Origin of the sequence: Achromobacter sp. EB05 (assembly GCF_044232075.1) — a bacterium.
Lineage (GTDB): Bacteria > Pseudomonadota > Gammaproteobacteria > Burkholderiales > Burkholderiaceae_B > Achromobacter > Achromobacter dolens.
This window is the reverse complement of the sequence record NZ_CP155917.1, coordinates 41,962-63,547: the sequence shown is the minus strand read 5'-3', so window position 1 is coordinate 63,547 and position 21,586 is coordinate 41,962. Positions and strand designations below refer to the sequence as shown.

The window sequence follows — 21,586 nt, the reverse complement described above, 5'->3', positions numbered from 1 at the left end:
CGCCCCCTGTCCGCGCCCCATACGCGCGGGCAATCGGTTTGCGTTCGGCTGTCGATTAGCCCTGAAACGTTTTTCGCCCACTTTTTCGCGAGAGCGTTTCAATGTCCAACGTTACCCTTACCCCGCAGTCCCCCCTCCCCGGCCTGGCCGCCCAGCCCTTCGCCGCGCGCCTGCAACGCGCCCTGCATCACCTGCGCCTGGGCCGTCCCGTCATCCTCATGGATGACTTCGACCGCGAAAACGAAGCCGACCTCATCGTCGCCGCCGACAAGCTGACCGTGCCCGTCATGGCCCAGTTGATCCGCGACGGCAGTGGCATCGTCTGCCTGTGCCTGCCCGGCGAAACCCTCGACCGTCTCGACCTGGCCCCCATGGTCCAGCGCAACCAGAGCCGCTTCGCCACCGCCTTCACCGTCTCGATCGAAGCGCGCGAAGGCGTCAGCACCGGCGTGTCGGCCGTCGATCGCGTCACCACCATCCGCGCCGCCATCTCGCCCACCGCCCAGGCCGAGGACATCGTCAGCCCCGGCCACGTCTTCCCGCTGCGGGCCCAGCCCGGCGGCGTGCTGACCCGCCGCGGCCACACCGAAGGCTCGGTCGACCTGGCCACGCTGGCCGGCCTGCGTCCCGCCGGCGTGCTGTGCGAACTGATGAACGCCGACGGCACCATGATGCGCGGCGCCGCGCTGGAGCGCTATGCCGCCCTGCACGGCCTGGTCGCCCTGACCATCGCCGAACTGGCCGACCACCTGCAGCAAGTGCGCGACGGCCAGGCCCAGCCGGTCGATGACGAAGTGCTGGAAATGGCCGCCACGGTCTGAACGAAAAAGGCGCCCGCAATAGCGGGCGCCTCGATCGTCAAACCAGTCTTCGGACGCTTAGGCGGCGGCCACCCGGCCCCGCAGCGCCATCGCCACGAACACCGCGCCCAGCGCGCACGCGCCGCCCAGCGCATAGACCGCCCCATAGCCCCGCATCCCGGCCAACCAGCCGGCCGCGGGACTGGCGATGCCCAGCGCCACGTCCAGGAACGCCACATACGCCCCCATGGCCGCGCCGCGGCTGGCCGGCGGCACGCGCCGCACCGCCTCCACGCCGAAGGCCGGGAACGCCAGCGAATAGCCCGCGCCGCTCAACAGCGCGCCGGCAAACGCCCACGCCGGCGTCGGGCCCATCCAGATCAGCCATTGGCCGGCCGCCTCGATCAGCACGCACACCAACGCCACGCGCGCGCCGCCCAGCTTGTCGGGCAACCCCGCGAAGAACAGCCGCGCCACGATGAAGCCGACGCCGAACAGGCTGAACATCCACGCCGCGCCATCCCAGCCGCGCTGCGCGAACAGCAGGCTGATGAAGGCGGTGATGACGCCGAAACCCACGCTGGTCAGCGCCAGCCCCAGGCCCGGCAGCATCACCATGCCCAGCACGCGGTAGAACGGCGTGCGCACGCCGCCGGCCGCCGGCACGCCGCGCTGTGGCAGCACCAGCGCCAACGCCAGCACCGGGATGAACACCGTGGCCCAGGCGATGCCTTCGAAACCGGCTGCGCCGTAGAGACGCATGCCGGCGGGCGCGCCCAGCCCGAAAGCGGCGTAGATCGCCACGCCGATCCAGGCCATCACTCGGCCCGCGTTCTGCGGTCCGACGCGGCCCACGCCCCAGCTCAGCGCGCCGGTGACGATCAGACTTTCGGCGCAGCCCATGAGGGCGCGGCCGGCCATCAACGCGGCCAGCGCCGCGCGTGGTTGCGGGGCCAGCGTATCGGCCAGCAGGTAGAGCAGGCCGGCCGCCGACCCGAGCAGAAAACCGGTGACCACCGCGCGCCTGGCGCCGCGACGATCGGCCAGCGAACCGGACCAGGCGCGCGACAGCAGCGCCGCCGCGAACTGCAGGCCGGCCACGATGCCGACCACCAGCGCGCCCTGCGCCAGCACGCCGTCGACGTACAGCGGCAGCACCGGCATGGGCAGGCCGACCATGAAAAAGCCGACGAAGACCGCCAGCGCCAGGGGCAATATCTGCATGAAAACGGGACGCGCGGTCCCGCCGGCCGCGGGCAGCGCCGTGGCCGTCGATGCATTCGACATGAGGATTCCTTGAAAGGGGGAAGCGGCACCGCATGGCCGGCTCGCCGTAATCGACGATGGCATAATCGGCCGGTGCTCGACGCAATTCCAGTTGCGTATCGAAATTTTATGAGCCGGTGCTCAGGTTTGAAACTCGCTTTCCCCGAACCCAATGACATCCATCCCGCAGCCCCGTAAATCGCCGCGCCAGCAACGTTCGCAACAGACCGTGGACACCATTTTGCAGGCGACAGCTCGCGTTCTGGCCGAGCACGGCTACGCAGGCACCAACACCAACCTGATCGCCGAGACCGCCGGCGTCAGCGTCGGCTCGCTGTATCAGTACTTCCCCAACAAGAATGCGCTGATCGCGGCGCTGCACGACCGCCATGACCAGCAGATGCTGGCGCTCATCGACGAGGTGTTGGACGGCAGTCCCGCGGCGACGCTGCGCGAGCGGGTCGCGGCGATCGTCGCCGCGTCGCTGCATGCGCATCTGCTGGAGCCAGCGCTGCACCGCGTGCTGGAGCGGGAATTCCCGCTGTTCGACCAGCCGCGCGAACACAGCCGCGCCGACCAGGACATCCACCGGCGCATGCGCCACCTGCTGGAACTGCATCGCGAGGAGATCGCGCAGCAGGACCGCGAGCTGGCGACCTACGTGGTGCTGCGCATCATGGAATCGTTGGTGCACGCGGCGGCGCTGGAGCCGCCGGCCGGCTTGAGCCCGCAGCAACTGGAGCGGGCGGTGGTGGATGCGGTGATGGGATACCTGGGCATGCCGCCCCCCGCCGCCAAGGCCCGGCCCGTGCGCGCGGCGGCCCGCAAGGCCGGCGCGGCCTGACACCACGCGAGGAACGCGCGCCGACGGCGCGGCGCCGGCGTCCTAGCCGCGCGCCATGCGCGCCAGGCAGTCGGCCGCGTCGCCCACCACGATGCGGGCGCTGCACGCCAGCATCAGGTTCAGGTTCAGGCCGAAGTCTTCGACCGTGCAGCCCTGTGCGTCCACCGCGCGGTCCGGATCGTCGGCGGCCACGCCGACCGCGACCTGCTGGCGCACGCTGCCGGCTTGCGCCGTATAGCCCCACACCGGCTTGCCCAGGGCGATCGCATAGCCGACCTCGAAGGCCGTGCCCGAATCCGGTTCTGCGCCGCGGAACGTATTGAGATTGGCCATGACCAGGTCGGCGCGCTGGATCATCGCCACGTTGGCCTGGTAGATCCATTGCGCCAGGGCGGCGCCGGACAGGCCGGCTGGCGCCGCGTTGTCCAGCGGGTACAGGCCTTCGAAACCATGCGCGGCGGCCAGCGCCTTGAGCCGCTCGCCGTGCGCCACGGCATCGGGCAGGAAGACGTCGAAACCGGCCAGGTAGACGCGGCGCACGGGCTTACTCCGGATCGGCAACCGAGAACGCTTCGCCGGTGGCGAAGAACGAACCGCCCGCGACGTAGTGCACCGAGCGGCGCGCGTCGTCATCGAAGTGCCAGCGGTTGCCGGAGAACACGTCGGGCGCGGCCCAGGCGGCCACCACCTCGCCGATGAACAGGTCATAGGCCTGCTGGTTGTGCGGCTCGGGCACCACCTTGCATTCGAGCCAGCCGAGGCAGCCTTCGATCAGCGGCGCGCCGATCTTGCTGGCGGGGAAGGTGCCCAGGCCGCTGGCCTTGAACTTGTCTTCATCGCGCCCCGAGTGCGAGCCGACCTGCAGGGTGGCCTGGGCCTGCGCGCGCGACGGGATGCACAGCGCGAATTCGCCGGAAGCCTCGATCAGCGTGCGGGTGTAGGTGTTCTTGTCCACCACCACCAGCATCTTGGGCGGGCTGAAATCCAGCGGCATGGCCCACGCCGCGGCCATGACGTTGCGTTCGCCGCCGTGGGCGCTGGTGACCAGCACGGTGGGACCGTGGTTCAACAGCAGGTAGGCGCGGGGCAGGTCGACGGGTTCGATGGCGGACATGGGCAGCCTGTTCAGAACATGCCGTTCTTGTTGGCGGGGTTTTCAGGGATTTCCTGGCTCACGTCCCAGTGCTCGACGATCTTGCCGTTCTCGACGCGGAAGATGTCGACCACGGCCTGGCCGCGGTCTTCGGGCGATTCGCGCCACAGGTTGTGGATCACCACCAGGTCGCCCTCGGCGATGACGCGCTTGATGTCGACGCTGGCCTGCGGGTGCTGCTCAAAGTAATGGGGGAAGAAATCCACCATCGGCTCGACGCCGTCGCGCATGTAGGGATTGTGCTGGGTGTAATTGTTCCTGGCGACATACAGGCGCACCGCCTCGTCGATCTCGCGGTCCTGGAACATCATGCGGAAGAACGCCACCACGATGTCCTTGTTCGACTGCGGCGCGGCGGCCTGGACCGGGGCCAGACAGGTGGCAGCCAGCAGCAAACACAGGGCCAACGATTTCAACTTCATGCTCATACTGACTACTCGGGTCGTGCGCCGGTTTGGCGGCCTGCCAGTTTACAAACAAAACCGGCTGAATCGACCCTGCCGCCAGTGCGGCCTTGCCCGAAAAGCGGACGCCCCCCCGGGGCGGGCGAGGGCCGTGGGCGGCCGGCTATCGCATGCAAACAACACCGCGCCACGGCCTGCGGGATATCAATAACCGACGGTGAAGCGGCGGCGGGAATGCCGGGGCGTCTCGATTTCGTCGGCCAGGGCGATGGCGTAGTCTTCCATCGAGATCCAGCTCTTGCCGGCCTCATCGACCAGCAGCGTGTCGTCGCCGATGCGGAACTTGCCGGTGCGCTCGCCCGGCTCGAACAGCGCGGAAGGCGACAGGAACGTCCAATTCAGAACCTTTTCCTGACGCAAGGCGTCCAGGAACACCACGCCGCCGCGGGCTTCCGGCTTGTACGCGTCGGGGAATTCGGGGGTGTCGATCAGCATCTTGCCCGGCGCCACTTCCAGGCTGCCAGCGCCGCCGACCACCAGCAGGCGCGGCACGCCCGCGTCCTTCACGGCGGCCAGCAGCGGCTTGGCGTCAGCCGACACGAAGCGCGAGGCGCTGACCACCGCATCGTGGCCCTTGAGCAGCGGCGTCAGGCCGTGCGGATCGGTGGCGTCGCCCTGGGCGATGGTCAGGCCGGGCTGGGGATTGACGTCGCCCAGGTTGCGGGCGATGCCGGTCACCTGGTGGCCGCGCTTGAGTAGTTCGTCCGCCACGCGGGAACCCACGCGGCCGGTAATTCCGATCAAAGCGATTTTCATGGTCTTGCTCCTTGGAGGGTGGGCGCCGGGCGGGGGCCGCGAGTTGCGGTCCTTGCCTGCCCGGGCTCAGGCAAAGCCATACTATTCGGCCCGACGGCATCCAGGAACCCACGGGCATGGAAGAGTTTTTTGCAATCCATGCACCAATCGGATTCCCGTTCCTTTGGCCTCAAGCCGCGGCGCGTTGCGCCTGGTAGACCTGCAAATGCGCGTAGGCCGTGCGCAGCGTGGTGGCATCCACCGCCAGCGTGCGCGCGCGCCGCACCATGTCGCCGACGATGTGGTCGGCCTCGACCGGCAGGCCCTGGCGCAGGTCGCGGAACATCGAGGCGGTCATGGCCTGGGACGGGTCGGTCAGGATCTTGAGCGCGTTGGCGTCGGCCTCGGGCCGCACCGCGTGGCCGCTGGCGGCGGCAACCGCCTGCGATTCGCGCAGCAGGCCGCGCACGATGTCGGCGCCGTCGTCGGTGGCGGCGATCTGGCCGACCGTGCCGCGCATCAGGCAGGTGGCGGCGGCCAGCGTCGTCAGGAACACGTATTTTTCCCAGATGTCCTGGTAGATGTCTTCGCTCAGGCGGCTGACGTATTCGCCGCCGGCCAGGGCCTCTGCCAGCGCCTCGCAGCGGGCGCTGCGGGCCGGGCCGGCGCGTTCGCCGAAGACGATGCTGGCGTGCTTGCCCAGGTGGATCACCTGGCCTTCGGGGCCGAGCGTGGCGTTGATCTGGCACAGGCCGCCCAGCACGCGGTGCGGCTCGAATTCGCGGTCCAGCACGTCGTACTGCAGCACGCCGTTCATGATGGGCAGCACCGCGGTGTCGGGACCCACGGCGGGGCGGATGGCGTCGATGGCGCTTTGCAGGTCATAGGCCTTGCAACTGAGCACCACCACGTCATAGAAGCCCTTCAGCGTGTCGGCGGTGGCCAGTTGCGGCTGCAGCGTGGCGTCGCCGAACGGACTTTCGATGCGCAGGCCCTGCTCGCGCAGGCGCGCGGCGCGGGCCTCGCGCACCAGGAAGGTCACGTCCGCGCCCGCCTGGGCGGCGCGGCCGCCGAAATAGCCGCCGGTTCCGCCGGCGCCCAAGAACAACAACTTCATGCCTGTCTCCCCGGCCCGTCAAAGGCGCGGGCCGATGGAGCCATTATGCGCCCGTGGCGGCGCCGGGCGCGGGCCGAAACCGCGCGGGCGCCCATGGCCCGGACAGACGCCGCCGCGGCACGTCGTCAGGCCGGGTGCGCGTGCCGCGCCCAGGCTTCGTAGCCGCCGCGCAGCGCCCAGGTCTTGGGGTAGCCGGCGGCGCGCAGGCGCGCGGCCAGCATCGCGGCCGAAACCTCGTTGGGGCAGGCGCAATAGACCACGATATCGGCCTCCTCGCTGCCGGCTTCAAGCGCCGGCAGCGGGGCGCGCAGGTCAACGGCGATGGCGCCGGGGATGCGGTCTTCCTCGCGCACCGCCTCGGGCCGCACGTCGAACACCAGCGCCTGGCGGCCGTCCTGACGCCACTGCATCAGCTCGTCCACCGACAGCCGCGGAATCACGCGCAGGTGGCGCTTGAGAACCCAGCGCCGCAGGGCGCGGGCGATGATGTACAGCGCCAGCACCGCCGCCAGCAGGGCCAGCCCCATGGGGCCGTAAGTGCCCAGCACGTCCAGTACGTCGTTGACCACGCCGTGGAACAGGCCGCCCAGCAGCAGCGCCGAACCGGCCCAGATCATGGCGCCCACCAGGTCATAGGCCAGGAAACGGCGGTACGGCGTGCCGGTCAGGCCGGCCATCACGGTGGACAGGGCGCCGGCGCCGGGCAGGAACTTGCAGACCAGCAGGGCGCGCACGCCGATGCGCAGATACAGGCGCTGGGTCTGGCGGATGCAGGAGTCCTGCGACAGCGACATCCTGCAGATGACGCCCAGCAGGCGCGATCCGTAGCGCTGGCCGGCCGCGTACCAGAGCGAGTCGGCCAGCAGACAGGCGACGGTGGCCGCCAGCCACGGCACCAGCCAGCCGGCCGCGCCGGCCAGGGCGCCGGCGGCGATCAGCATGGGATAGGCGGGCACGGGCAGGCCCGCCTGCTCGACCAGCACGTTGGCGAAGACGAGCCAGCCGCCGTACTGCTCGAGCAGCAATTGAATGTCTTGCATGATGGATTCCGGCTTGCCGCGCACGGGCGCGGCGCTATGCGGGGAATTTTAGGCCCGCGGCCGCGCCGATGGCCGCATGGCGATAGGCCTCCAGGGCCTTTCGGGCCCATTTCAGCCGCAACAGGCTGTTCCACGCCGAAAAGTGTCCACGCACCGCAACGGTGCGCACCATGCTGGTGCCACGCTTGGCCGCCAGGGTGCCTATAATCGCGCCCGGCCATCAGGATTCCCCCGACTTGTCGCGGGAATGCCGCATGGCATACAACTTGCTTCGCCAGGACTGGCCGCGAACCCGCCCATTCGGATGGGGCGCGCCGCCCCGGCGCTCCCCCATCCGATGACCGATCCCACGCCCTCGACCCCGCCCGCCCACGCGTGCCGCACCGCGACGCCCGGACATCGCCGCCATTCCTCCCATTCCCTTTCCATCCCCGCGAAGGAGACTTGCGCATGAAATCCCTTTCCCTCCCGGCCGCCGGCGGCATCGCCCGCCGTGGCCTGCTGAAGCTGGCCGCGGCCGCCGCCGGCGCGCTGCTGCTGTCGGCTGGCGCCCAGGCCCAGGCGCCCGCCAAGACCAAGGTCGCCGCCATCTACACGGTGCCGGTGGAACAGCAATGGGTGTCGCGCATCCACAAGGCGCTGACCGCCGCGCGCGACCGGGGTGAAATCGAATACACGTTCTCGGAAAACGTCACCAACGCCGACTACGAGCGCGTCATGCGCCAGTACGCCGAGCAGGGCAACAAGCTGGTGGTGGGCGAGGCCTTCGCGGTCGAGGCCGCGGCCCGCAAGGTGGCCAAGGACTACCCGCAGACCGCCTTCCTGATGGGTTCGTCGGGCAAGCCGCAGCAGCCCAACTTCTCGGTGTTCGACAACTACATCCAGGAACCGGCCTACCTGACCGGCATGATCGCCGCCGGCATGAGCAAGTCCGGCAAGATCGGCTTGGTGGGCGGCTACCCCATCCCCGAAGTGAACCGGCTGATGCAGGCCTTCATCGAGGGCGCCAAGGAAATCAACCCCAAGACCGAATTCACCGTGACCTTCATCGGTTCGTGGTTCGATCCCCCGAAGGCCAAGGAAGCCGCCTTCGCCATGATCGACAAGGGCGCAGACGTGCTGTACGCCGAGCGCTTCGGCGTGTCGGACGCCGCCAAGGAACGCGGCAAGCTGGCCATCGGCAACGTCATCGACACCCAGCCGCAGTACCCCGAGACCGTGGTGGCCTCGGCGCTGTGGAGCATGGAGCCGACCATCGACGAGGCGCTCAAGCAGGTCAAGGCCGGCACCTTCAAGGCCGCCGACTTCGGCCAATACTCGCTGATGAAATACAAGGGTTCGTCGCTGGCGCCGCTGGGCACCTTCGAGAGCAAGATCCCCGCTGACCTGATCGCCAAGGTGCAGGCCAAGCAGAAGGCCATCCTGGACGGCAGCTTCAGCGTGCAGGTCAACGACAAAGAACCCAAGTCGTCGGCACGATGAATCAAGCGCCTCTCGCCCTGCGGCTGGCAGGGATCACCAAACGCTTCGGCAGCCTGACGGCCAATGACGATGTCTCGCTGACGCTGGCGCAAGGCGAAGTGCTGGCCCTGCTGGGCGAGAACGGCGCCGGCAAATCGACCCTGGTGTCGATCCTGTTCGGCCACTACGTGGCCGACGCCGGCAGTATCGAAGTCTTTGGCCAACCCTTGCCGCCGGGCCGGCCCGACGCCGCGCTGGCGGCGGGGGTCGGCATGGTGCACCAGCACTTCACGCTGGCCGACAACCTGACCGTGCTGGACAACATCATGGTCGGCACCGAGTCGCTGTGGAAGCTGGCCTCGGGCCGCGGCCCGGCGCGCCGCCGCCTGGTGGAACTGGGCCAGCGCTTCGGCCTGGGGGTGGATCCGGACGCGCGCGTCGGCAGCCTGTCGGTGGGCGAGAAGCAGCGCGTCGAGATCCTCAAGGCGCTGTACCGCGGCGCCAAGGTGCTGATCCTGGACGAGCCCACCGCCGTCCTCACGCCGCAGGAAGTGCAGGACCTGTTCGCCACGCTGCGCGGCTTCGTCGACGAGGGCCTGGCCGTCATCTTCATTTCGCACAAGCTGGACGAGGTCATGGCCGTGTCGCGCCGCGTCGCGGTGCTGCGCCAGGGCAAGCTGGTGGCCGAACGCGACACCGCCGCCACCACGCCGGCCGAGCTGGCCGAGCTGATGGTGGGCCGCAAAGTCGCCATGCCGCACGCCGAAGCCATGGCGGCGGCCGGCCAGGCCGCGCCGGTGGTGACGCTGTCGCAGGTCACCGTGCGCGACCCGCGCGGCGGCGCGCCGCGCCTGGACAGCCTGGACCTGGTGGTGCACAAGCATGAGATCGTGGCCATCGCCGGCGTCGCCGGCAACGGCCAGCAGGCGCTGGTGTCGGTGCTGACCGGCCTGCGCCAGCCGGCCGACGGCACCATCCGCCTGGGCCCCGAACACGCCGCCGCCCCCACCACGCCGGCCGGCTGGACCGCCGCCCACGTGGGCCGCATTCCCGAGGATCGCCACGGCGAAGGCATGATCGGCGACAGCCCGCTGTGGGAAAACGCCATCGTCGAAGACCTGAAGGACCCGCGCTTCTCGCGCTTCGGGCTGATCCGCGCCAAGGCCGGCCGCGCCTACGCGGCGGCGCTGGCCAAGCAGTTCGACGTGCGCGCCGCCTCGCTGGATGTGCGCACCCGCAGCCTGTCGGGCGGCAACATGCAGAAGCTGATCCTGGGCCGCACCCTGGCGCGCGAACCGCGCTTCATCGTCGCCGACCAGCCCACCTGGGGCCTGGACATCGGCGCGGTGGCCTACGTGCGCGAACAGTTGCTGGCCGCGCGCCGGCGCGGCGCCGGCATCCTGCTGGTGTCGGAAGACCTGGAAGAGATTTTCGCGCTGGCCGACCGCATCGCGGTGCTGTGCGGCGGCAAGCTGGTCGCCGACAAGCCGGTCGCGCAATGGACGCCCGCCACCGTCGGGCTGGCCATGACGGGCACGCGCGCCTGACGCCGTGCCCCCTCTACTGAGCATTTCTCGAATGAAACTGATCCTGGAACGCCGCCCCGAGCCCAGCCGCGCCGCGCTGGCCCTGGCCCCGATCGCGGCCATCCTCTTTACGCTGGCGGTCTGCACGCTGCTGGTGGCCTGGGCCGGCGCGCCGGTGGGCCGCACCTACGCGCTGCTGTTCGAAGGCGCGTTCGGCTCCAAATTCGCGCTGTCCGAGACCCTGACGCGCGCCACGCCGCTGATGCTGACCGGCCTGGCCTGCGCCGTGGCCTTTCGCGCGCGCTTCTACAACATCGGCGCCGAAGGCCAGTTGTACCTGGGCGCGCTGGCCGCGGTGGCGGTGGGCGGCCTGCATGACGGCACCGGCTTCGACCTGCCCCTGCCGGCGCTGTTCGGCGGCATGATGCTGGCGGCGGCGCTGGCCGGCGCCTTGCTGCTGCTGATCCCGGCGCTGCTCAAGACGCGCCTGGGCGTGGACGAAGTGGTGACCACGCTGCTGGGCAACTTCATCGTGCTGCTGTTCGTCTCGATGATGCTGGACGGCCCCATGAAGGACCCGATGGCGATGGGCTGGCCGCAATCGGTCGCGCTCAACCCCGACCTGGAGCTGGGCAAGCTGATCGAGCGCACCCGCGCCCACACCGGCCTGCTGTGGGCCGCCGGCCTGGCGCTGGGCCTGTGGCTGCTGAACCGCTACACGGTGTTCGGCTTCCAGATGCGCGCGGTCGGCGCCAACGCCCACGCCTCGCGCTTCCTGGGCCTGCCGGTCAACCGCGTGATGCTGGGCACGGCCATGCTGTCGGGCGCGCTGGCCGGACTGGCCGGCGCCATCGAGGTGGCCGGCCGCACCGGCTACGTCACGCTCGACATGTCGCCGGGCTACGGCTACACCGGCGTGGTGGTGGCCATGCTGGCCGGCCTGCATCCGCTGGGCGTGATCCTGGCCAGCGTCTTCGTGGCCGGCATGCTGGTGGGCGCGGACAGCATGAGCCGCGCCATCGCGGTGCCGAACTACATCGCCGACGTCATCGTCGCCACCTCGTTGCTCGCCATGCTGGTCGCGACGCTATTCGCGCAGTACCGCCTGCGCCGCAACCGGGCTTGAGGAGCACGCCATGGAATGGATGGACCTGTTGAGTTCCGCGGCCTTCTGGGTCGCGGTGTTGCGGCTGGCGACGCCGCTGATCCTGGGCACGCTGGGCGTGCTGCTGTGCGAGCGCGCCGGCGTGCTGAACCTGGGCATCGAAGGCATCATGGCCGCCGGCGCCTTCACCGGCTGGCTGGTGGTGTACCTGGGCGCGCCGCTGTACGTGGGCGTGCTGGCGGCCGCGCTGGCTGGCGCCGTATTCGGCCTGCTGCACGCGGTGCTGACGGTGCCGCTGGGCCTGTCGCAGCACGTCTCGGGCCTGGGCGTGACACTGCTGGCCACCAGCCTGAGCTACTTCGCCTACCGCGTCACGTTTCCCAGCGTGAACACGCCGCCCACCATCACGCCGTTCGCCGAAATGAAATTCCTGGACGGCATTCCGCTGATCGGCCCGGTGCTGGCCGGGCAGACGCCGATGACGCTGCTGGCGCTGGCCGCGGTGCCGATCCTGGCCTGGGTACTGAACCGCACCCCGGTCGGCCTGGCGATCCGCATGGTGGGCGAGAACCCCGCCGCCGCCGAGGGCCAGGGCCTGTCGGTAACGAAACTGCGCATGGGCGCCATCGTCGCCGGCTCGGCGCTGATGGGCGTGGCCGGCAGCTTCCTGACGCTGGCGGCCTTCAACGCCTTCTTCTTCAACATGGTCAATGGCCGTGGCTGGGTCTGCGTGGCGCTGGTGGTGTTCGCCTCGTGGCGGCCTGGCAAGGCGCTGCTGGGCGCGTTGATCTTCGCCTTCTTCGACGCGCTGCAACTGCGGCTGCAGCAGGGTGGGGCGGCGCTGCCGGGGCTGCCCGAGCTGCCCTATCAGGTCTACCTGATGCTGCCCTATATTCTGTCCATCCTGGCCCTGGTGGTGATGGCGCGCCGCGCCGCCTACCCGCAGGCCCTGATGAAGCCCTACCGCAAGGGCGAACGGTAATCCAGAAGGTTTGACTATGCTCGATCTGATCCTCAAGAACTGCACGCTGCCGGACGGCCGCCAGCACATCGACATCGGCGTGGCCCAGGGCCGCATCGCGGCGCTCGAACCGGCGCTGAAGGCCGAGGCCGCGCAGACCATCGACGCCGCCGGCCAACTGGTGACTTCGCCGTTCGTCGACGCCCACTTCCACATGGACTCGACCCTGTCGTTCGGGCTGCCGCGCGTGAACCAGTCGGGCACGCTGCTCGAAGGCATCGCACTGTGGGGTGAACTCAAGCCGCTGCTGACGCAGGAAGCGCTGGTCGAGCGCGCGCTGGCCTATTGCGACTGGGCGGTGGCGCGCGGCCTGCTGGCGATCCGCTCGCACGTCGACGTGTGCGACCCGCGCCTGCTGGCGGTGGAAGCGCTGCTGCACGTGCGCGAGCAGGTCAAGCCGTACCTGGACCTGCAACTGGTGGCCTTCCCGCAGGACGGCGTGCTGCGCGCGCCTGGCGCGCTCGATAACCTGAAGCGCGCGCTGGACATGGGCGTGGACGTGGTCGGCGGCATTCCGCACTTCGAGCGCACCATGCAGGACGGCGCCGAATCGGTGCGCATCCTGTGCGAACTTGCGGCCGAGCGCGGCCTGCGCGTGGACATGCACTGCGACGAAAGCGACGACCCGCTATCGCGCCACATCGAGACGCTGGCCTATCACACGCAACGCCTGGGTCTGCAGGGCCGCGTCACGGGCTCGCACCTGACCTCGATGCACTCGATGGACAACTACTACGTGTCCAAGCTGATCCCGCTGATGCGCGAGGCCGGCGTGTCGGCCATCGCCAACCCGCTCATCAACATCACGCTGCAAGGCCGCCACGACACCTACCCGAAGCGCCGCGGCATGACGCGCGTGCCCGAGCTGCTGGCCGCCGGCGTGCCGGTGGCGTTCGGCCACGACTGCGTGATGGACCCCTGGTACAGCCTGGGTTCGGGCGACATGCTGGAAGTGGCGCACATGGGCCTGCACGTGGCGCAGATGACCGGCCAGGACGCCATGCGCGCCTGTTTCCAGGCCGTCACAGCCACGCCGGCGAAGATCCTGGGCCTGGACGAGACCGGGCTGGAAGTGGGCAAGCGCGCCGACCTGGTGCTGCTGCAGGCCCGCGACCCGGTCGAGGCGCTGCGCCTGCGCGCCACGCGCCTGATGGTGTTGCGCGCCGGGCAGGTGGTGGCGACGACGCCGCCGGCCACGGCGACGTTGAACCTGCCGGGGCGACCGGGGCAGGTGAGTTTTCAGGTGCGCTGAGGATGTAGGGGGGACTGGCCCATAGCGGCTTCGGCTTTGTGCTGTCCCCCTCCGAATGGAACAGCGACCAACCGACAGAAGCCTTTGCGTCAGAACAGGCCCGCGGCGTTGACGTGGGGGCACCCGTATTCTCCGCCATGGTGCTCAAACCCGACACGCTCAAGACGGTGTCTTGGGTCGCCGCAACCAATCGCGACATGGTGACGCGGCACGGTTTACCCGTCCCCATATAAGAAGGGGTCCGCATGAGCGGTCCCAGAGGGGCAATTAGTGATAAAAGGCCAAAAAGGGTAAAATTGACCAACAGGCCATCAAGGCCGATTCGACGGCCTCATTGGGAGAACGATCATGGCTGCTTCCGCATTGCTCGCTGAACCTATCGCCCGCCTGCCGGCGAAGCCTGCTTCGGCAGTCAAGAAGGACGGCTGGCGGGGTGTCGTCCGCAGTCTTGCCGCCGCCGAAGGAAAGCTCGTCGTCACGAACCACGATGAGCCGGAGGCCGTGATCATGACGGTGGCCGAGTACACACGCATCATGGACGCGCTGAACGCTGCCCAGGCCGCCGTGCCGGACCCGGTCGAAGAACTGCGCCGCAGCTTCGATCAACGACTTGCCGCGCTGTCCGCCCCCGACGCGGCTGAGCGCCTGCGAAGCGTTATGCGCAACCCAGGCCCGTTGGCTGGCCGAGTTAAGGCCGGCTCCACGTTTTGATGGAACGCCCAATTCTGTATGTGCTGGCGGGAGTGAATGGCGCCGGCAAAAGCTCAGTGGGCGGCCATATCCTGACTCAGGCCGGCATGGCCTGGTTCAACCCTGACACCTTCGCTCGTGAGCTTGTACAGCGCTTGGGCCGGTCCCAAGACCAGGCCAATGCGGAAGCGTGGGCGGAAGGGGTGCGGCGGCTGGACGCGGCAGTCGCGGCGGGCGGGTCGTTCGCCTTCGAAACCACCCTGGGCGGCCAGACTATCGTGGAAAAGCTCATCGCCGCGGCGTCGACCCACGATGTGCTGGTCTGGTACTGCGGCCTGCGCGACGCCGAGCACCATATTGCGCGTGTGCAGGCCCGGGTGGCGCGCGGTGGCCACGACATCCCCGAAGAACGCATCCGCGAGCGCTGCAAGACGTCCTACCGCAATCTGCTGAAATTGATGCCGCACCTGGTCAGTCTGCGGGTCTACGACAACAGCGTGGACGTAGAGCCTGGCGAGGCCGTACCTGAGCCGGCTCTGGCCCTCTACGTGGACGATGGCCGGGTGCTCTATCCCACTTCGCTAGCGGAGATGCGGGACACGCCCGATTGGGCGAAGCCGCTCGTTGAGGCCTCGTTGTCGGCCAGCGAGTAGTGCAGCCTGCGTACCGACGGTGGGGGGGGCCGTGTTCTTTACCTCCCGAACATCCAGCGTGCCCGTCCCGAGCGCGTTTCGGCCTTCCAGCGCCGCGCGCTCGCTGCTGGATATCGCCGCGCCGACCAAGGTCGTGTTTCGCGCGATATCCAGTTGGAAGCCGCCGTCGCCCGCCTTCAGGCCGACCTGCTCGCTGGCGGATCGAAAGTCGCTGTTCATCCGGCCTTGGGCGACGTTGCCCGACACCGAATCCTGGCCCGCGTTTCCAGGAACTGCCCGACCTGCTTCTGAGCCTCCGACGCAATCTCGAACCCCGCCTCGATCTTCTCCTTGTCGAAGATCGGCTTGAGCGCATTCAACGTATCCGACGACGTGTCGCGATTCAGCGCAGCGATCGTCTGTACCGCCGTCATCCCCGTCAGATCCTGCTGCGCGGCCTCATCACGGATCACGACGCTGCCGCCGCTGATCGCGCTGCGCGTGGTCGAGCTGGCATTGCCGGAAGCGCCCGCGACAACAGGCAGGCCCGCCGACGCCCCGCTCTTGTCGCCCGGGTCCCGCGCCTTGTCGGCCCCGCCCGCCGCCTGGCCACCGAGATCGGCAGGGTCTGCGCCAGCACGGGAGTCCAGACCTGCGAGAAGACCACGGACCATACGATCAGGGAACGGAACTTGGACATCATGCGTACTCGGTTGAACCGAGGATGGGCTGGCGTTGTGAATGTCTCGACAACGCAAGGCGGCGGGGTTCCGGCGTCGTCCCAGCCCACATAGGCGCGCCAGCGCTTGCCCGTGCCGGGCTTGATGATGATGATGTCGGAGTCGCCCAGTTCAGGGCCGGGCGCGCGGAGGCGGCGAACCCAGGGCACAGCGTCAGGCTGGCGGCGCTGTGCGCGGCGGCCCGCTTGTGACGCCGCCAGCCTCGCCGCGCACCATGATGGCCGCGGCAAGAGGGCTCGATATTGCGGATGAAAACCTGACTGGCTGGCACGCTACGAATTCCCGAGGGCCGGACTTGCCGGCCCATCCAAAGCACTTCCTTGTCAACGCGCCGATTATCAACAGCGAGGAAGCGCAAAACCGGGAAAATGCATCGCGGAATAACGAAATAAGGCGTGTCCGAGGCCGGACCTCGCCTTCACCCGCCGCTGTCAGGGTCGCGACGGGAGGCCACTCGAAAGATCCGGCAGCACGCTGCCGGATCGTTGTGGCCGGTCAGGCTTCCGACGCCGGCCCGCCGACGTATCCCGGCCGCTTCGCGGCCGTGACGATGATCTCGACCAGCAGATCGGGCGAGGCCAGCTTGGCCTCGCAGGTCGCGCGCGTCGGCAGCGCATTGGCCGGGGCCCACTCGGCCCACACCGCGTTCATGCCGGCGAAATCGCGCTCGATGTCCTTGAGCCAGATCTGCACCGACAGCAGCCGGGTCTTGTCCGAATCGGCCCGCGCCAGATAGCCGTCGATCTTGGCCAGCACGTCGCGCGTCTGCGCGGCGATGCCGCCTTCGGCCGACGAGGTCACGCCCGCGACGTACACGGTGTTGCCGTGAATCACGATGCGGCTCAGGCGCTCGTTGGAATCCTTGCGCACGATGTCATTCATGAGTGCTGCTCCTTTGAAGTGGATGCCGGCGCGCCCGCGGCGCCGGCGAAACGATCGATGGCGAACGGCGCGATCGGCAGATCGGTCGCGCCAGTGGTGATCAGATCGGCCATGATACGGCCGACGATCGGGCCCAACTCGAAGCCGTGGGCCGAGAAGCCGAAGGCGTGGAAGGCGCTGTCGTAACGCTGGCTGCGCCCGATCACCGGGATCTCGTCGGGCATGGCGGCCTCGATGCCGGCCCAGCCGCGGTTCACGACCGCTTGCCGCATGTGCGGAAACAGGTCGCAGACGGTGCGCGCGCCCTCGGCCAGTGAACGGAAGTCCAGCTCGGTCCATTCCGCGTCGCGATCGACCCAGGCGCGGCGGCCACCGCCGATCAGCACGGTGCCGTTGGCGCGCTGCTTGAACGACAGCGGCCGGCCGGTGCCCAGCACCACCGCATCCAGGAAATGATCCATGCGCAGCGTCACCAGCATCATCGGGCTGATGGCGGTCAGCGGCACCGACTCGCCCCATTCGGCGGCGATGCGGTCCGCCCAGGCGCCGGCGCAGTTGAGCACCTGCGGCGCGGTGTAGACGCCGGCGTCGGTTTCGACCCGCCATTGCCCATGCTCATGCACGGTGCGCAGCACGCGCACGCCTTCCACGAAGCGCGCCCCCAGGCTGGCGGCCTTGCGGCGGAACGCCAGCGTGGTGCGGTAGGGATCGGCGGCGGCGTCCTCGCGCGCGATCAGGCCGCCTTGCACCGTGGGCGTCAGCGCGGGAATCATCGCCAGCAATTCGTCACGGTCGATCCATTGTTCATGCGTGTAGCCATGCTGTTGCATGGTCGCCTGGCGCGCGCGCAGCGCCGCCGCGTCGGCCTCGTTCTCGGCCACGCACACCTGCCCATGCTGTTCGAAACCGCAATCGTCATCGACCAGCTCGCCAATGCGATACCAGAGCTCGCGCGAGGCCAGCGCCAGCGGCACTTCGGCCAGGTGCCGCGCCAGGGTGCGCACGCCGCCGGCGTTCACGCCCGAGGCGTGGCGGCCGACGTAGTTCTTTTCGATCACCAGCGCCGGCACGCCGGCGCGCGCCAGGTGCAGCGCCGCCGAACTGCCGTGCAAGCCGCCGCCGATGATGATGACGGCGGCCGAGCGCGAAGCGTCCGTCATGGCGGGCTCCTATTTCTTCAGCCGCACCACCGCCTGGCGCGATTCGTCGGTCTGCGGCAGCGAGGCCAGCTCGCCCAGCGTCAACGGCTTGGTCGGGAAGCGCAGACGGTAGTAGCCGACCTCGGGCACCGGCACGCCGCGTTCCTCGGCGATGATCTCCGACACCGTCAGGCCGCAGAAGCGGCCCTGGCACGGGCCCATGCCGCAGCGCAGGAAGGCCTTCATCTGGTTCGGGCCGCTGCAGCCGAGCTTGACAGTGTCGCGCACCTGCGCCGCCGTCACTTCCTCGCAGCGGCAGACAATCGTGTCGCCGGTGGGGCGGCGGAAAGCCTCGGGCGCCTTGTACAAGGCATCGAAGAAATCGCGTCCGCGCACCGCCCGCGCCAGCGCGGCGCGGGGCGCGGCGGCCTCGCTATCGCGCCGCGCCGCGTCGATGCGGCCCAGCAGATGCGCGGCCTGCAATGCCGCCAGCCGGCCGCGCTGTTCGGCGGCCAGCGCGCCCGCGATGCCGGCGCCGTCGCCCGCCATGCCCACGCCGTCCACCGAGGTCAGGCCCCAGTCATCCACCTCCGGTTCCCAGCAATCGAGCGCCGCGTTCCAGCGATGCTCGGCGCCGATGGCGCGCGACAGGTTGACGTTGGGCACCACGCCCTGATGCAGCATCAACTGTTGCGCCGGCAGCGTCTTGGTGATGCCGCCGGCGGTGTAGCGCACGCTTTCCAGCTTGTCCTGCCCCAACGCTTCCAGCGCCGTCACGCCCTTGATGATGGGTATTGCCGCCTTGACGGCGCGCAGCAGCGACAGCCCCTTGCCCAGATAGGGCGAGCGCAGGAAGTCCCACACCTTTGGCAAGGCCTGACGCAGGCGGCCCGGCGGCGTGGTTTCGAGCAGCGCGTCGACCTTGACGCCGGCGTTCAGGTATTGCCAGGCCACCAGGTACAGCAGCGGGCCGCAGCCGGCCAGCACGGTACGGTCGGCCGGCACCACGCCGGCGGACTTCAGCAAGATCTGCGCCGCGCCGGCGGTAATGACGCCGGGCAGCGTCCAGCCCGGAATCGGGAACGGCCGTTCCTGCGCGCCGGTGGCCAGCAGCAGGCGCCGCGCATGCAGGATGCGCGCCTCGCCCGCCACCGAATACGCCACCTCGAAACCGCGCTGCGGTTCGGGCGCGGTGCGCTCGGCCACCGCCCACACGGTCGCGCCCGGCACATAACGCGCGCCCGACTGCCGGAACGGCTCGACCAGGGAGGCGCCGTGCCAGTAATCCGGTCCCAGCACCGCGCGGTCGGTGACCGGCGTGGTTGTGATGGCGCGGTAGATCTGTCCGCCCGGCGCCGCCTGTTCGTCCAGCAGCACCGTGTCCACGCCCAGCCGCGCGGCCGTGGTGGCGGCTGCCAATCCGGCGGGGCCGGCGCCCACCACCAGCAAATCGCATTGCGTCGTCTCGATCATGCCTGCACCTTGCGCGCGCCAAGCTGGCGCTCGATCTTCATGCCGTCACGCACGGCCGTCATGCAGCCCTGCTGGTTGGCCTGGCCATCGATCGTGACCAGGCAGTCGTAGCACACGCCCATCATGCAATAGGGGCCGCGCGGCACCTCACCCACCGCGGTGTCGCGACAGGCCTGCATGCCGCCGGCGAACAATGCCGCGGCCACGCTGTCGCCGGCGCGGCACTGCAGTTCGGCGCCATTCACCGTCACCCGCACCGGCGCGCCCTGCGCCTGGCGCTGCGCCTCGTCAAGCCTCTTGAACATGAAACCTCCGGGTCGAGAAGGGCGCCATGTCGTCGGCCAACTGGCCGGCGGCGATCATGGGCGCCAGTTTGAGCGCGTGCGCGGCCGCCAGGGTGACGCCGCTGTGACAGGTGGCGACGAAGGCGCCAGGGCACGTCTCGGATTGTTGATAGATGGGGAAACCGTCCTTGGACATCACCCGCAGCGCGGCCCAGCTACGCACCACCCGCACCTCGCGCAGGGCGGGCAGGGTGCGCACGGCGCGGTCGGCCAGCGTGCCCAGGATCGGCAGGCCCACCTGGTTGTCCACATAGCCGGCCTCTTCCTGCGAATCGCCGATCAGCCAGGTGCCTTCGTCGGTCTGGCGCAGCGTGGACAGTGGCGTTTCCAGCAGGCGTCGGGTGCGCTCCAGCACCACGATCTGGCCGCGCTGCGGCCGCACCGGCACCGTCAGGCCGACCTGTTCGCCCAGCGCCTTGTTCGACAGGCCGCTGGCCAGCACCAGCTTGCGCGCCCGCACCGTGCCGGTGGGCGTGGTCACCTCGAACACGCCGTCGCGCTGGCGGATCTGCTGCGCCGGGCAGCGCGGCAGGTAATCCACAGCCCGCTGTGCAAAACTCATGTGCAGGGCCCGCAGCAGCTTGAGCGGATTGGCGATGCCGTCCACCGGCGTCCAGGTGGCGCCGCGCACCTCGGGGCCGATGCCGGGCACCATGTCGGCAAGCTCGTGGCGGTCCAGCATTTTCCAGTCGTACTGCGCCATGCCGGGCTGCGCCAGCAGCGTGCGCATGAAGTTGGCGCGCGCTTCCATTTCCTCGTCGCTCAACAACGCGTGCAGGCCGCCGCGCTGCTCCAGGTGCACGTCCACGCCGGTCTGCTCCCGCAGCTCGGCCGCCAGTTGCGGCCAGGCGCCGGCCGAGGTCATGGTCCACACGCCGTAGCGCGGCAGGCCCATGCCCTTGCTCTGCACCCAGACCAGCCCGAAGTTGCCGCGCGAGGCGCGGTAGGCCACGTCGCCTTCGTCCAATACCGCGACGTGGTCCAGTTCGCGCCGCAGCCCGTAGGCCACGGCCGAGCCGACCAGGCCGCCGCCGATCACCACGGCGTCGTAGACGCCGCGATGCGCCGGCGCGCGCGGCGCCTGTTGTATTTCTTCCGTCATTAGCGTCCCTTTCCGACAAACAGCTTTTCCAGGCCGACCAGGCGGTCCAGGATGAAGATGGCGATGATGGTCACATAGATCAGCACGGCCGACACCGCCGTCACCAGCGGGTCGATGGTGTCCTCGATGTGCAGGAAGATGCGCACCGGCAGCGTGGTGGTGGACGGCGAGGCGATGAAGATCGACATGGTCAACTCGTCGAAGCTGGTGATGAAGGCGATCACCCAGCCGCTGACCACGCCCGGCAGCAGCAACGGCAGCACCACGCGCCGGAATGCCGTCCAGTGTGAGGCGCCCAGCGACTGCGCCGCGCGCTCCAGCGCCGGATCGATGCCGGTGGCCGAGGCCAGCACCAGCCGCAGCGCATAGGGCATCACCAGGATCACGTGCGCCACCACCAACCCCACGTAAGTGCCGGCCAGGTCCACCGTGGTGAAGAACTTCAGGAAGGCCAGCCCCAGCACCACGTGCGGAATCATCAGCGGCGACAGGAAGAACGCCACCAGCGCCTCGCGGCCGCGGAAGCGGTTGCGCGACAGCGCCAGCGCGCTCGGCACCGCCAGCGCGATCGCCAGCGTGGCCGACAGCGTGCCCAGCCCCAGGCTGAACCAGAACGCCTCGATGAAGCGCGGGTTGTCGAGAATGGCGCGGAACCAGCGCAGCGACAGCCCCCCGCTGGGCAGCGAAATGAAGCCTTCGGACGTGAACGCCACCGCGCACACCATCACGATGGGCGCCAGGATGAACAGGATGAAAAGCGTATGGAACAGCAGGCCGATGGGACCGTTGCGGAAGTTCAT

At 69.2% G+C, this 21,586-nt stretch carries 24 protein-coding genes; 10 read left to right on the top strand and 14 right to left on the bottom strand.

The features are described from left to right. Positions 1-101 precede the first annotated feature (101 nt). Complete coding sequence (ribB, locus tag AAID08_RS00310) at positions 102-821, top strand: 3,4-dihydroxy-2-butanone-4-phosphate synthase (RefSeq protein WP_395757230.1); 720 nt, start codon at positions 102-104, stop codon at positions 819-821. Positions 822-878: 57 nt separating this feature from the next. On the opposite strand, the gene AAID08_RS00305 is transcribed toward ribB, so the two are convergent. Then, positions 879-2,087, bottom strand: a complete 1,209-nt coding sequence (locus AAID08_RS00305) for an MFS transporter (RefSeq protein WP_395757229.1) — start codon at positions 2,085-2,087, stop codon at positions 879-881. Positions 2,088-2,238: 151 nt separating this feature from the next. Here AAID08_RS00305 and AAID08_RS00300 point away from each other — a divergent pair, with 151 nt between their 5' ends. Continuing rightward, positions 2,239-2,910, top strand: coding sequence for a TetR/AcrR family transcriptional regulator (locus AAID08_RS00300; protein WP_054504498.1), 672 nt, complete (start codon positions 2,239-2,241; stop codon positions 2,908-2,910). 42 nt (positions 2,911-2,952) lie between these two features. Here the strand turns inward: AAID08_RS00300 and AAID08_RS00295 are convergent, their stop codons facing one another. The 6 genes from AAID08_RS00295 to AAID08_RS00270 form a co-directional block, all read right to left on the bottom strand. Beyond that, a complete protein-coding gene (locus tag AAID08_RS00295) occupies positions 2,953-3,450 on the bottom strand; it encodes a nucleoside 2-deoxyribosyltransferase (protein ID WP_054504497.1) in 498 nt (165 codons plus the stop codon). A 4-nt stretch (positions 3,451-3,454) separates the two neighbouring features. Further along, positions 3,455-4,024 (bottom strand): flavin reductase family protein, encoded by a 570-nt coding sequence (locus AAID08_RS00290; RefSeq protein ID WP_054504496.1) that lies wholly within the window; start codon positions 4,022-4,024, stop codon positions 3,455-3,457. A gap of 11 nt (positions 4,025-4,035) precedes the next feature. Then, positions 4,036-4,491, bottom strand: coding sequence for a nuclear transport factor 2 family protein (locus AAID08_RS00285; protein WP_054504495.1), 456 nt, complete (start codon positions 4,489-4,491; stop codon positions 4,036-4,038). A 180-nt stretch (positions 4,492-4,671) separates the two neighbouring features. Continuing rightward, positions 4,672-5,283 carry an NAD(P)-dependent oxidoreductase gene (locus tag AAID08_RS00280; protein WP_116793567.1) on the bottom strand — a complete coding sequence of 204 codons (612 nt, stop codon included), beginning with the start codon at positions 5,281-5,283 and terminating at the stop codon, positions 4,672-4,674. Between the two features lie 169 nt (positions 5,284-5,452). After that, entirely contained in the window at positions 5,453-6,379 is a 927-nt protein-coding gene (gene panE / locus AAID08_RS00275) for a 2-dehydropantoate 2-reductase (protein WP_020925731.1), read from the bottom strand. Between the two features lie 125 nt (positions 6,380-6,504). After that, positions 6,505-7,419: a VTT domain-containing protein gene (locus tag AAID08_RS00270; RefSeq protein ID WP_054504501.1), complete on the bottom strand. Its 915-nt coding sequence runs from the start codon at positions 7,417-7,419 to the stop codon at positions 6,505-6,507. A gap of 450 nt (positions 7,420-7,869) precedes the next feature. Between AAID08_RS00270 and AAID08_RS00265 the strand changes: the two genes are divergently transcribed. From AAID08_RS00265 to AAID08_RS00230, 8 genes are all read left to right on the top strand, one after another. Then, positions 7,870-8,901 carry a BMP family protein gene (locus AAID08_RS00265; protein WP_395757228.1) on the top strand — a complete coding sequence of 344 codons (1,032 nt, stop codon included), beginning with the start codon at positions 7,870-7,872 and terminating at the stop codon, positions 8,899-8,901. Beyond that, on the top strand, positions 8,898-10,427 hold the full coding sequence (locus tag AAID08_RS00260) for an ABC transporter ATP-binding protein (protein WP_054418760.1): 1,530 nt from the start codon (positions 8,898-8,900) through the stop codon (positions 10,425-10,427). The genes AAID08_RS00265 and AAID08_RS00260 overlap by 4 nt, the downstream gene beginning before the upstream one ends. 31 nt (positions 10,428-10,458) lie before the next feature. Further along, entirely contained in the window at positions 10,459-11,532 is a 1,074-nt protein-coding gene (locus tag AAID08_RS00255) for an ABC transporter permease (protein WP_049070390.1), read from the top strand. Positions 11,533-11,542: 10 nt separating this feature from the next. Then, the gene (locus AAID08_RS00250) at positions 11,543-12,493 is read left to right on the top strand and encodes an ABC transporter permease (protein WP_054418758.1); all 951 of its coding nucleotides are present in this window, start codon (positions 11,543-11,545) and stop codon (positions 12,491-12,493) included. A gap of 16 nt (positions 12,494-12,509) precedes the next feature. Continuing rightward, positions 12,510-13,784, top strand: a complete 1,275-nt coding sequence (locus AAID08_RS00245; RefSeq protein ID WP_395757227.1) for an amidohydrolase family protein — start codon at positions 12,510-12,512, stop codon at positions 13,782-13,784. A 38-nt stretch (positions 13,785-13,822) separates the two neighbouring features. After that, the gene (locus AAID08_RS00240; RefSeq protein WP_395757226.1) at positions 13,823-14,017 is read left to right on the top strand and encodes a hypothetical protein; all 195 of its coding nucleotides are present in this window, start codon (positions 13,823-13,825) and stop codon (positions 14,015-14,017) included. 115 nt (positions 14,018-14,132) lie between these two features. After that, a complete protein-coding gene (locus tag AAID08_RS00235; RefSeq protein ID WP_054504492.1) occupies positions 14,133-14,495 on the top strand; it encodes a hypothetical protein in 363 nt (120 codons plus the stop codon). After that, positions 14,495-15,127, top strand: coding sequence for an AAA family ATPase (locus AAID08_RS00230; RefSeq protein WP_054504491.1), 633 nt, complete (start codon positions 14,495-14,497; stop codon positions 15,125-15,127). The genes AAID08_RS00235 and AAID08_RS00230 overlap by 1 nt, the downstream gene beginning before the upstream one ends. 215 nt (positions 15,128-15,342) lie before the next feature. Here the strand turns inward: AAID08_RS00230 and AAID08_RS00225 are convergent, their stop codons facing one another. From AAID08_RS00225 to AAID08_RS00195, 7 genes are all read right to left on the bottom strand, one after another. After that, positions 15,343-15,780: a hypothetical protein gene (locus AAID08_RS00225; RefSeq protein WP_395757225.1), complete on the bottom strand. Its 438-nt coding sequence runs from the start codon at positions 15,778-15,780 to the stop codon at positions 15,343-15,345. A gap of 561 nt (positions 15,781-16,341) precedes the next feature. Continuing rightward, on the bottom strand, positions 16,342-16,728 hold the full coding sequence (locus AAID08_RS00220) for a RidA family protein (protein ID WP_054504489.1): 387 nt from the start codon (positions 16,726-16,728) through the stop codon (positions 16,342-16,344). Then, positions 16,725-17,888: an NAD(P)/FAD-dependent oxidoreductase gene (locus tag AAID08_RS00215; protein ID WP_395757224.1), complete on the bottom strand. Its 1,164-nt coding sequence runs from the start codon at positions 17,886-17,888 to the stop codon at positions 16,725-16,727. Before AAID08_RS00215 ends, AAID08_RS00220 begins: the two co-directional genes overlap by 4 nt. A gap of 9 nt (positions 17,889-17,897) precedes the next feature. Next, positions 17,898-19,340: an NAD(P)/FAD-dependent oxidoreductase gene (locus AAID08_RS00210; RefSeq protein ID WP_372413281.1), complete on the bottom strand. Its 1,443-nt coding sequence runs from the start codon at positions 19,338-19,340 to the stop codon at positions 17,898-17,900. Then, positions 19,337-19,645, bottom strand: coding sequence for a (2Fe-2S)-binding protein (locus tag AAID08_RS00205; protein ID WP_006389495.1), 309 nt, complete (start codon positions 19,643-19,645; stop codon positions 19,337-19,339). The genes AAID08_RS00210 and AAID08_RS00205 overlap by 4 nt, the downstream gene beginning before the upstream one ends. Next, positions 19,629-20,786 carry an FAD-binding oxidoreductase gene (locus AAID08_RS00200; RefSeq protein ID WP_054504486.1) on the bottom strand — a complete coding sequence of 386 codons (1,158 nt, stop codon included), beginning with the start codon at positions 20,784-20,786 and terminating at the stop codon, positions 19,629-19,631. The genes AAID08_RS00205 and AAID08_RS00200 overlap by 17 nt, the downstream gene beginning before the upstream one ends. Next, a complete protein-coding gene (locus AAID08_RS00195) occupies positions 20,786-21,586 on the bottom strand; it encodes an ABC transporter permease (RefSeq protein WP_054499250.1) in 801 nt (266 codons plus the stop codon). Before AAID08_RS00195 ends, AAID08_RS00200 begins: the two co-directional genes overlap by 1 nt.

Excerpts from the sequence above, each read along its gene's own strand:
- AAID08_RS00300 (WP_054504498.1), top strand. The coding sequence starts at position 2,239 with ATGACATCCATCCCGCAGCCCCGTAAATCGCCGCGCCAGCAACGTTCG.
- AAID08_RS00205 (WP_006389495.1), bottom strand. The coding sequence starts at position 19,645 with ATGTTCAAGAGGCTTGACGAGGCGCAGCGCCAGGCGCAGGGCGCGCCG.
- AAID08_RS00220 (WP_054504489.1), bottom strand. The coding sequence starts at position 16,728 with ATGAATGACATCGTGCGCAAGGATTCCAACGAGCGCCTGAGCCGCATC.
- AAID08_RS00305 (WP_395757229.1), bottom strand. The coding sequence starts at position 2,087 with ATGTCGAATGCATCGACGGCCACGGCGCTGCCCGCGGCCGGCGGGACC.
- AAID08_RS00200 (WP_054504486.1), bottom strand. The coding sequence starts at position 20,786 with ATGACGGAAGAAATACAACAGGCGCCGCGCGCGCCGGCGCATCGCGGC.
- AAID08_RS00210 (WP_372413281.1), bottom strand. The coding sequence starts at position 19,340 with ATGATCGAGACGACGCAATGCGATTTGCTGGTGGTGGGCGCCGGCCCC.
- AAID08_RS00235 (WP_054504492.1), top strand. The coding sequence starts at position 14,133 with ATGGCTGCTTCCGCATTGCTCGCTGAACCTATCGCCCGCCTGCCGGCG.
- AAID08_RS00230 (WP_054504491.1), top strand. The coding sequence starts at position 14,495 with ATGGAACGCCCAATTCTGTATGTGCTGGCGGGAGTGAATGGCGCCGGC.
- panE (WP_020925731.1), bottom strand. The coding sequence starts at position 6,379 with ATGAAGTTGTTGTTCTTGGGCGCCGGCGGAACCGGCGGCTATTTCGGC.
- AAID08_RS00260 (WP_054418760.1), top strand. The coding sequence starts at position 8,898 with ATGAATCAAGCGCCTCTCGCCCTGCGGCTGGCAGGGATCACCAAACGC.
- AAID08_RS00225 (WP_395757225.1), bottom strand. The coding sequence starts at position 15,780 with ATGGTCCGTGGTCTTCTCGCAGGTCTGGACTCCCGTGCTGGCGCAGAC.
- AAID08_RS00195 (WP_054499250.1), bottom strand. The coding sequence starts at position 21,586 with ATGAACTTCCGCAACGGTCCCATCGGCCTGCTGTTCCATACGCTTTTC.
- ribB (WP_395757230.1), top strand. The coding sequence starts at position 102 with ATGTCCAACGTTACCCTTACCCCGCAGTCCCCCCTCCCCGGCCTGGCC.
- AAID08_RS00290 (WP_054504496.1), bottom strand. The coding sequence starts at position 4,024 with ATGTCCGCCATCGAACCCGTCGACCTGCCCCGCGCCTACCTGCTGTTG.
- AAID08_RS00285 (WP_054504495.1), bottom strand. The coding sequence starts at position 4,491 with ATGAGCATGAAGTTGAAATCGTTGGCCCTGTGTTTGCTGCTGGCTGCC.
- AAID08_RS00270 (WP_054504501.1), bottom strand. The coding sequence starts at position 7,419 with ATGCAAGACATTCAATTGCTGCTCGAGCAGTACGGCGGCTGGCTCGTC.
- AAID08_RS00265 (WP_395757228.1), top strand. The coding sequence starts at position 7,870 with ATGAAATCCCTTTCCCTCCCGGCCGCCGGCGGCATCGCCCGCCGTGGC.
- AAID08_RS00280 (WP_116793567.1), bottom strand. The coding sequence starts at position 5,283 with ATGAAAATCGCTTTGATCGGAATTACCGGCCGCGTGGGTTCCCGCGTG.
- AAID08_RS00255 (WP_049070390.1), top strand. The coding sequence starts at position 10,459 with ATGAAACTGATCCTGGAACGCCGCCCCGAGCCCAGCCGCGCCGCGCTG.
- AAID08_RS00215 (WP_395757224.1), bottom strand. The coding sequence starts at position 17,888 with ATGACGGACGCTTCGCGCTCGGCCGCCGTCATCATCATCGGCGGCGGC.
- AAID08_RS00250 (WP_054418758.1), top strand. The coding sequence starts at position 11,543 with ATGGAATGGATGGACCTGTTGAGTTCCGCGGCCTTCTGGGTCGCGGTG.
- AAID08_RS00245 (WP_395757227.1), top strand. The coding sequence starts at position 12,510 with ATGCTCGATCTGATCCTCAAGAACTGCACGCTGCCGGACGGCCGCCAG.